Genomic DNA, 10,194 nt, shown 5'->3' on the forward strand with positions numbered 1-10,194 from the left:
GCATAGGAACGAGATAAACCAACGAACAATGAGAAATTGATCTTTTTTTGACTTGTGTGTACACCGTAGCTGGTGGGGTGGGGTTCTTCGGATTTAATAAGCAATCAAGCAAACATGATATAACTTCTGCTCTGCAATTAAGTGAGAAATCTATAGGAATGCGCTTTTATTTTTGAACTTACTTGCTTAAACAGGCAATACACAATTAACAATGGGAAAGAAGCATCTTTGAGTTGTACTGAGTTTTTTCAAACATCAAATATTAAGTCATATAGTACATCACGACGTAAATCAACCAGCTATTCCAAATCAATAAAAAGCAGTTTACATATTTCTTAGATTGACATATTCGTATTTGCTGCTTACATAGCTGACTCTGGCTATATTGTGCCCGATAAATGTATCAATTATGATTAACCTTTAATTAACTAAAATTTAACTCACGCATTAACTAATCATGTCATCTTCTTGACTATGGACATTCCGTTTATTCACTAAACTTTTAACTTGAAAAAGTAGTTATGTCTTGAGGTGAATTAGCGGAAATTCAATGTCCAGCAAACTAGGAATTTTGTTATGAACAAGATGAACTTTAAGCTTAACAGCCTGACAGTATTAGGTCTAGTCTCAATAGTAACCGCTACATTTGGTCTATCAATATCTGCGGTTCATTCCCAAAGCGTCAGCACAGTTACGGTTGATGGTTCTAGCACTGTTTTCCCAATTACGGAAGCAGCAGCAGAAGACTTCCAAAAAGCGCAAAGCGGTAGAGTGAGAGTTACAGTAGGCGTTTCTGGTACTGGCGGCGGCTTCAAAAAGTTCTGTCGTGGCGAGACAGACATCTCTGGTGCATCTCGTCCCATCCTACAAAAAGAAATCGATGCTTGCAAAGCTGCGGGTATTCGTTATGTCGAACTACCAGTAGCTTATGATGCTTTAACAGTGGTGGTTCACCCCCAAAATTCCTGGGCAAAAAATCTTACAGTCGCCGAATTGAAGAAAATTTGGGAACCTGGGGCACAAGGCAAGGTCAACAACTGGAATCAGGTTCGTAACGGATTCCCCAATGCACCTCTAAAGTTGTTCGGCCCTGGTGCAAACTCTGGAACTTTTGACTACTTTACCGAAGCTGTTGTTGGCAAATCGAAGTCTAGCCGGGGTGACTTTACTGCAAGCGAAGATGACAACGTACTTGTGCAAGGTGTTAGCCGTGATAAGAACGCCCTTGGTTACTTCGGCTATGCTTATTACGCAGAAAACAAAAATAAACTGAAGGCAGTGCCAGTTAACGGCGTATTGCCATCGGAAACAACAGTTAAAAATGGCACTTACAGTCCGCTATCTCGTCCCATTTTTATCTATGTTAGTTCCAAGTCTATTGACAAGCCACAAGTCAAGCAGTTTGTGCAATTTTACTTGCAAAATGCAGCTAAGTTTTCTCAAGAAGTAAAATACGTTCCCCTGCCAGCGTCAGCATACACTACCGCCCAGAATCACTTCAGTAAGAAGAGATATGGCACGATTTTTGGTGGTCAAGAATCAGTTGGGCTGAAAATTGAAGAATTGTTAAGCCGTGAAGCCAGAGAATAAGCCTAATTGTGATTTTTGAATTAGTTCAAAATCTGCAATTTATCAAAGGGAGGTGTAGTACCTCTCTTTGTCTATTTAAATTTATCATCCAAGGAGCGATCGCATCCCAGCATGAGTAGTGTAAAACAAACTCAACTCTCTCGAAAGCTAGTGCGTGATTTGCAAGAACGGGCAATAGAGTCTGTCTTGTTTCTAGCGGCACTTTCTTCTGTGGCAACTACAGTAGCAATTCTTGGTATCTTATTTTACGAATCTATTCTATTTTTTCAACAAGTATCTCTATGGGAATTCCTTACAGATACTCAATGGACACCTTTATTTGATGATAAACATTTCGGTATTTTGCCGTTGGTGACAGGAACATTAGTCACTACATTTGTTGCTTTATTAGTGGCAGTACCGCTAGGTACTATTATTGCTATTTACTTGAGTGAATTTGCTTCACCCATCGTTCGGGAAATTGTCAAGCCAGCTTTAGAATTGTTGGCGGGTATTCCCACAGTAGTTTACGGTTATTTTGCGCTCTTATTTCTCACACCGCTGTTGCAGGTAATTCTGCCAGATTTACCTGGTTTTAGTATGTTAAGTGCGGGACTCGTCATCGGTATTATGATTATTCCTTATGTCAGTTCCTTGAGTGAAGATGCCATGCGTACAGTACCCGCACATCTACGCGAGGCTTCTTATGCAATGGGGGCTACCCGCTTCCAGACAGCTTTGCGAGTCGTATTACCAGCTTCTATTTCTGGGATCTCTGCGGCTTACATTTTGGGTATTTCTCGTGCGATCGGTGAAACGATGATAGTGGCTATTGCTGCGGGTGGACAACCAAACTTGACCCTTAACCCGATGGAACCAGCCGCTACCATGACAGCCTACATTGTATCGGTGAGTCTCGGCGACCTACCTCATGGCAGCCTGGAATATCAGACTATCTTTGCAGTTGGACTGACGTTAGTCTTAATGACTTTAGTCTTCAACATCATTGGTCATTTTCTCACCAAGCGCTATCGAGAAATTTATTGATATGACAACTCTTAATATTCAAGAAGTCCGTAAGACTATTAGCCGGAATAAGCGATCGCAATATATTTTCAACATTATTGGCATCTTGTCAATGCTGTTTGGTATTGTCACATTACTGGCACTATTATTTGATTTAATCACCGATGGTTTTCCACGTCTTTCGTGGCAATTTTTGACTTCGTTTCCTAGTCGCAGGGCGGAAGAAGCAGGCATCCTCTCAGCTTGGGTGGGAACATTATTAGTAATGTTTGTAACGTCTTTAGTAGCCATACCCATCGGCATAGCATCAGGTATTTACTTAGAAGAGTATGCCCGAAAAAATTGGTTGTCTGATGTAATTGAAATTAATGTCACCAACTTAGCTGGTGTTCCGTCGATTATTTACGGACTTTTGGCTTTGGGTGTATTTGTTTATGGGTTCAATTTCGGTCGAAGTATTATTACCGCTGGGTTTACCTTGGCGTTATTGGTTTTACCAGTGGTGATCGTTTCTACCCGTGAAGCTCTGCGTGCTATACCAAATAGTATCCGTGAAGCTGCTTATGCAACAGGGGCTTCTAAGTGGCAAATGATTTGGGATCATATTTTGCCTTACTCAACAGGCACAATTCTCACTGGTATTATTGTTGCCTTGGCAAGAGCGATTGGTGAAACTGCACCCCTAATTACTATTGGTGCGCTGACATTTATAGCCTTCTTACCAGAACCACCAATTACTGGGCAGTTTCCCTACATCTCATTCTCTTGGTTACTCGCTCCGTTTACAGTTATGCCCATTCAAATGTTCGATTGGGTATCTCGTCCCCAAGCTGAGTTTCAGGTGAATGCAGCAGCAGCAGGTATTGTTCTAATTGCCATTACTTTGGCTATGAACGCTGTGGCAATTTATATCCGCTATCGTTTACGCAAAAAAATCAAATGGTAGAAACTGCGTCATCAACCCTAGAAAAATCCATCAAAGCTTCGGTCAATTATCTAAATTTCTACTACGGTGGAACAGTCCACGCTCTCAAAGACATTAATATGTCAGTGGGTGACAAACAAGTAACAGCGCTGATTGGTCCTTCTGGATGTGGTAAAACCACCCTGTTACGTTGTTTCAATCGAATGCACGATCTATATCCTGGAAATAGCTATAAGGGGGAAATCACTCTTGAGCCAGATGGGATTAACCTGCTCAGTAATAAAGTTGACCCAATTGAGGTACGGATGCGGATTAGTATGGTGTTTCAAAGACCTAATCCCTTTCCTAAGTCCATTTATGAAAATGTGGCTTACGGTTTGAAGGTGCGGGGTGAATCGAAACGTGCAGTCCTTGATGAAAAAGTAGAGAAAGCTTTGCATGAAGCAGCTTTGTGGAATGAAGTCAAGGATCGCTTGAATGATTTAGCTTTTAACCTTTCTGGTGGTCAACAGCAGCGATTGTGTATCGCCCGCGCTTTGGCGACTGACCCTGAGATTGTTCTATTTGATGAGCCGACATCAGCCTTAGACCCCATAGCTACCGCCAGCATTGAAGAGTTGATCGATCAATTAAAAGAAACGGTGACGATTTTGATTGTCACTCACAATATGCAGCAGGCCGCTCGTGTTTCTGATTACACTGCGTTTATGTATTTAGGTGAGTTGGTGGAATTTGATCGGACAGAAAAGATTTTTAATCACCCCTTGAAGCAACAAACGGCAGACTATGTGAATGGTCGTTTTGGATAAGAATATTTTATAGAAAACTCAAAGCTTGCTATATCTGGTTTCTCGCCCCTTCAAGCGATATATGGGTTGGACAGAGCGATCGCACTTTGCGAAAATAGAGCAAGTTCAGCTAAGAATGATAATCACTTTAAAGTTGCGAAAAAGCGCCTGCGATCGACAGGCGCTTTATTTTTTCTTTTCGTAGGAAATTTAATTAGGACTAACGCAAACAATAGCCAAAACCCTGATTTGACGGTAGGGGCAATTCATGAATTGCCCCTACCGCGTGTAGTTTTGCGTAAGTCCTATTAATGATGATTAGAGTTTTTAAGTATCTAGTGAGTCTCTGAGGCTGAGGATATAACAAAAAATCTTAAAACATAGACCATACAAGCATTTCAAACCCACATTCCGTACTTTTAACTTTCACAGATATTTCGATGGTAGTAAACTAGTACACTGTAGCGGAAGTTTGCCCTACATTTATTTAACAAGGGGATTTTGCCCGTTCCGAGATTTAGTTTAACCCAGACATAGCTTCCAAAGACTGAAAATAGTTGTTGAATTTTACATATTCTTCTATATTATCTAGGACTTACGCACTGTACAACTTAATCATGGTATGCATATACGAAAATGGGTCGTTTCAGCCTTTTATTAATCGTTCTTCGATGGTCATCTGTAGGGGTTTAGCAATGCTAAACCCCTACGACAGACGTGCTTTTTCAAAGAACCCATATTTGGTATTTTCTGTCAATGCGTAAGTCCTATTATCTTGAATAACAAGCACCTAAAAGTTAATTAATAAAGTTATTTTATCTAAACAAAATCGACATTTTATAGCAGTTGAGCCAATGTTTTTAATTACAAGAAAATACGCCATCTAAATATTACCAAAACTTTTCAAGCTGAACTATAACAATAGAAAAAGGTAATTAAAAATATCATAATTATTGAGGCATTTTTTAGCAACTAATCTTTTTAATGATGAGGTACTAATCTAATGATTCAATTAAGTAGGATTACAAAGAGCAAAAATTATAAAAATGAGATGCAATTTTGCTTTTTAAAATACCCTTTGTTTTTTACTGGTCATATTTTTATCAATTTGTCAGAAGGGTTAAGTCATGAAGATATGACGAGTCAGAGCAAGCCATCTTTCTACTTTCCCCCTTAACTAAGAGGTATTAGTAAATGTGTAGAAAGTGGTAGAAAATGTCTGTAAAAAATCAATTTTGAGACGCAGCCTTATATAAATATCTACTAACCACTTATCTGCTGGATGACTACTGTATAGCTACGTAATTTCCATGAATATCTCATTTTGGGAGTAACATAGTGAAACAGCATTGCTGATTTGTACTGTTTTACTGAATCAAGTTTTCTTTCACACGTTTTGGGAATATGAGTAAACTAATTCCAGCCCTCAGAGTCAAAAACTTCAGCTTCTATTACGACACTCAAAAGATAGTTGAAGGCGTGTCAATGGATATTTACCAAAACCAAGTCACGGCAATTATTGGTTCTAGTGGTTGTGGCAAGTCTACTTTTCTTAAATCGTTAAATCGCATGACTGAATTAGAAGGAGATGTGAAGGTTGAAGGAAGAGTAGAATTTTACGGACAAAGTATTTATGAGCGGCGGATCAACATAAATCGCTTACGTCGCCAAGTGAGTATGGTTTTTCCCAAGCCAAATCTTTTTCCTATGAGCGTTTACGATAATGTAGCTTATGGCGTGAAATTAGTTGGATGGCATCCGAAAGTAGAATTAGATGGGATTGTTGAATCTGCCATCAAAGCTGCCGAACTTTGGGATGAAGTGAAAAATAAGCTGCATAAATCTGCTTTAGAGCTTTCTGGTGGTCAACAACAAAGATTATGTATTGCCCGTGCTTTAGCGGTCAAACCGAATGTTTTATTGATGGATGAACCTTGTTCAGGTCTTGATCCTGCTGGTAGTACGAAAATTGAGCATTTGATCCATAACTTACGCTCTGAGTTGACAATTGTGCTTGTTACTCACAATTTGCAGCAAGTTACTCGCCTATCTGATTTTACGGCTTTCTTTTATAATAATGAAAATCGTATTACTCAAATGGTTGAATTTGGTACTACACATAAAATCTTTACTAACCCTGTGGATTGTCGTACTCGTGACTATGTTTTCGCCCGCGTTAGTTGAAGTATTTCTTAAATTCTAGCTATTCAGAGAGCTATGAAATAGTACAAGCAAGCAGAAATGAGGATTAAATTTAATTTCCGCTTGCTTTGAGTTTTTCTTGTGTTGAGCAATATGAACTGACGTTGACAGTCTTTTTTTATACTATATACTTAAAGACAGGTATCTTTTTTAGACCACCTGAATCACAAGATGAAATGTCCTCTGTGCGAATCTACTTCATATTATAAAAATGGTCGTCACAATGACAAGCAGAATTACCTCTGCAAAAATTGTGGTAAACAATTCCTTGAGCCTGCATTTCCTCATTCCTTGGAAAGTGACTTGCTTGCTAACAACAATGGTCATACTAAAGTATCTATGACTGATACAGCGGAACTTTCTTTAGTAAAAAACCTGCCAGAAGAAAAAACTACAGAGAAAGGTCTTGGTTCTTTTAATTTTATTTTAGCTGAAGAACTGCTGCAAACTATATTATCGTCTAATTGGCTAGAATCTGCTGTGTTCAGCCAATTGATCCTGAAAAATCAGCAAAAAGATGAAATTAAACAGAAGTTACAAACAGGAATCTCTCTTCTGCTTTTGGATGCAGAAAACTTAAAATTAGATATTAATTCTGAATTATTTTTAGCTAGTATTTGTGAGTATCCTCTCCAAGTTAAAATTGCATTTGCTAACTGGAGAAATCCCAGTATTGGGAAGCAAGATATTGAACTATATAACCGTGGCTATCAACTTATCCATGTGCCTGAAGGTAAAAATAGTGCTGATGCAAAAATGATTGCATTTGGTGCTTGTATTTTACGCTCTTATCCAACAGTTAAAGAAATATTAGTTTGTTCTAGCGATGGAATTTTAATTCATCTCTGTAACGAACTCCAAAACCAAGGATTGATTGTCTATTGGGTACGTAGACAAGGGCAAACTTTACATATATAAAATCGTAATTCTGGCAAATTAACTCATTACTCCTTAGCAGTTACAACAGAAGTTCCATCCTTAGAAAAAGTAAAAGTTGTTGATAAAAATCAAGATTTAATTAAAAGTGAACAGGAATTAATCAATGCCCAATTAAACAGGCTAGTAGATGTTGCGACGTTATTTCAAGAAAAATGTGATATCAATATTCAAAATAATTCGAGTCAACCAGAAAATGATAAATTAATTTCTGTCTTAGATAACTCTTTTACAGAATCTATTGAAGAAGTAAAAAAAGAAGCTTTTGCGACAGTTACTAATGAAAAAGCATTAGATAAATTACTATTAAAAATTATTCAAGATACACAAAGAAAATCTCCTCAAACTAAATTATCTGTGTCTCTGCTAGGCTCAGAGTTACGGAAAACTACCGGAAAATCACCCAATTCAATTATTCAAGAATTAAACTTAGGTTCTAGTTTTCTTAAATATCTAAAATCGTCTCCCACATTTACATTAAAAGCAAATGGCAAGGAATACGAAGTAACAGCAGTACTCTGCGAGTAAATACTTTCTTGATGTCTACGTACAATCTGAGCCTGTAATTCAGTATTATGTAAACAGATGTAAAGAAATGTAAATAATACGATGCAAGATAAAGTCGTTGTTATTGTCGGTGCTACTGGTGGTATTGGTTCAGCTTTAACACACAAACTTGCGCCTACGGGAGTCCGGTTAGTACTGGCTGCGAGAGATGCGGTTCGTTTAACAACACTGGCAAATGATTTACCAGGGCAAGTTTTGACCGTTCCCACTGATATTACTGATCCCCAACAGGTAGATACTTTGATAGAAAAGACCATCGCTGAGTTTGGTCAAATCGATATTTTAGTTAATGCAGCTGGTGCTGGTATACTCAAGCCCTACAACAGCCTGGAACCCGCTGATTTAGACAAGATGTTAGATGTCAACTTAAAAGGCAGCTTTTACACCACTCAGGCGGCTGCTGAAGAGATGCAAAAGCGCAAGTCTGGTCACATTTGTAATGTGGTAGGAATTTTGGGTAAGCATTCGATGGGGATGGCAGCGGCTTATTCTGCTTCTAAGTTTGGTGTTGTCGGTTTTAGCAAGTGCATGGCGGAGGAACTCAAACGTTTTGGTATCAAGTTCACGCTATTCTACTTTGGTGGGGTAGATTCTCCTTTTTGGGATAACGTCAACCTAAAAGTAGACCGAAAAAAAATGCTCAGTGCTGAAACTGCTGCCAATGCTATTTTCTTTGCCCTTTCTGCCGAACCGCAAGCTGTGCCAATGGAAATTAACATTCAACCTGATAGTCATCTGTTCTTTTAAAGAGGGAGTGCGCCTACATATTTCTTGCTTAGGAAAGACGTGAAAATCTAGCAAAAAAGGCAAAATTTACAGATATATAAACTTTTATGCTGGATTTTCAGTATCTATGAAAATTGATCACGTTCATTTCTATGTAGAAGATGCCAAAGTATGGCGGGATTGGTTTGTACACCATCTTGGTTTTCAACCAGTAACCGATCGCAGTAATTCATTCCACACTTGTACAGAAGTGGTGAAAAATGGTGCTGTCTGCTTTTTTCTATCTTCACCACTGTTACCCACAAGTCCGGTAGCTGAGTTTCTGCGTCAATATCCACCTGGTGTAGCAGATGTTGCTTTTGCTGTGGAAGATGTAGAAACTGCGATCGCACTAGCTCAAAAACACGGTGCTACAATCTTACAACCCGTCCAGGAACGCCAGGTGGGTACGGCATTCATCAAATGTGGCAAAATTGCCGCTTGGGGTGGACTTACTCATACGTTGATAGAAAGGTCATTAGTTTTTGACAAAGGACAAAAGACAAATGACAACACTTTTACCGCCATAGATCACGTAGTGCTGAATGTAGCAGTTGGTGAATTAGAGCGTGCTGTGGCTTGGTACGAAAACATTCTAGATTTTCAACCCCAGCAAGCATTTAAAATTAAAACCAATCGTTCAGCTTTACACAGCCAGGTGATGATTTCGCGTAACGGTAGCGTCCAATTGCCAATTAATGAACCGGCTTCCAGAAATTCTCAAATTCAGGAATTTCTAGATGTCAACCAGGGCGCAGGAATTCAGCATATTGCCTTACGGACGACTAATCTTGTAAGTGCGATCGCTAAATTTCGTGCCAGTGGTTTATCCTTACTCTCAGTTCCCCAAACCTACTATTCACAGCTAAAACAGCGTCCAGGACTAACACTATCACCTCTAGAACTGGAAGCGATCGCCCAACAAGAAATTCTCGTGGACTGGCAAGAATATACTCCTTTAGAGGGAGGAAATACCGCACCCTTATTACTGCAAATTTTTACCCAGCCAATTTTTGAGCAGCCAACATTTTTCTTTGAGTTTATTGAGCGTCGTTTCCAAGCTCAAGGTTTTGGGGAAGGAAACTTTCGCGCTTTATTTGAAGCTATTGAAAGCGAACAAATCAAACGCGGTACTTTGCAATAACTACTGATAAGCTAAAAATATTCAATTTGTATAACCGAATTAAACATAACTCTTGTGAGGGTGGACATCTTGCCCGCCCTAATTATGCAACTTAAATATGGAACAGCTTAGTAAACTCAAAAAAAGAGTTTTAGCCTTAACCCAAGCATATTCAGTAAATCGCAAAGTTTTGCTAAAGAGCGATCGCTAAGTAGACACTCAGTAGAAGTTAGTTCTAAATAATACCTATTTTATAATTAAAACTTATATTCAATAAAAGAGGTTCAAAAACT

General features: G+C 38.8%; 8 protein-coding genes and 1 pseudogene. All 9 read left to right on the forward strand.

Annotated elements, in window-relative coordinates:
• The first annotated feature begins 576 nt into the window (after positions 1-576).
• Complete coding sequence (locus RRG12_RS40580) at positions 577-1,590, forward strand: PstS family phosphate ABC transporter substrate-binding protein (RefSeq protein ID WP_420763092.1); 1,014 nt, start codon at positions 577-579, stop codon at positions 1,588-1,590.
• A 111-nt stretch (positions 1,591-1,701) separates the two neighbouring features.
• On the forward strand, positions 1,702-2,616 hold the full coding sequence (gene pstC / locus RRG12_RS40585; protein ID WP_420763093.1) for a phosphate ABC transporter permease subunit PstC: 915 nt from the start codon (positions 1,702-1,704) through the stop codon (positions 2,614-2,616).
• A gap of 1 nt (position 2,617) precedes the next feature.
• On the forward strand, positions 2,618-3,541 hold the full coding sequence (gene pstA / locus RRG12_RS40590) for a phosphate ABC transporter permease PstA (protein ID WP_069069878.1): 924 nt from the start codon (positions 2,618-2,620) through the stop codon (positions 3,539-3,541).
• Positions 3,535-4,329: a phosphate ABC transporter ATP-binding protein PstB gene (gene pstB, locus RRG12_RS40595; protein WP_420763094.1), complete on the forward strand. Its 795-nt coding sequence runs from the start codon at positions 3,535-3,537 to the stop codon at positions 4,327-4,329. Before pstA ends, pstB begins: the two co-directional genes overlap by 7 nt.
• A gap of 1,383 nt (positions 4,330-5,712) precedes the next feature.
• Entirely contained in the window at positions 5,713-6,492 is a 780-nt protein-coding gene (locus tag RRG12_RS40600; protein WP_420763095.1) for a phosphate ABC transporter ATP-binding protein, read from the forward strand.
• A 189-nt stretch (positions 6,493-6,681) separates the two neighbouring features.
• Positions 6,682-6,765: pseudogene (locus tag RRG12_RS40605) on the forward strand (transposase-like zinc-binding domain-containing protein); the annotation flags it as partial.
• Between the two features lie 48 nt (positions 6,766-6,813).
• A complete protein-coding gene (locus tag RRG12_RS40610; RefSeq protein ID WP_420763098.1) occupies positions 6,814-7,428 on the forward strand; it encodes an NYN domain-containing protein in 615 nt (204 codons plus the stop codon).
• Positions 7,429-8,055: 627 nt separating this feature from the next.
• Entirely contained in the window at positions 8,056-8,760 is a 705-nt protein-coding gene (locus RRG12_RS40615) for an SDR family oxidoreductase (RefSeq protein ID WP_420763096.1), read from the forward strand.
• Between the two features lie 106 nt (positions 8,761-8,866).
• Positions 8,867-9,922, forward strand: a complete 1,056-nt coding sequence (gene hppD, locus RRG12_RS40620; RefSeq protein ID WP_420763097.1) for a 4-hydroxyphenylpyruvate dioxygenase — start codon at positions 8,867-8,869, stop codon at positions 9,920-9,922.
• The last annotated feature ends 272 nt before the right edge of the window (positions 9,923-10,194 follow it).

This window comes from Nostoc sp. CALU 546 (assembly GCF_048836525.1).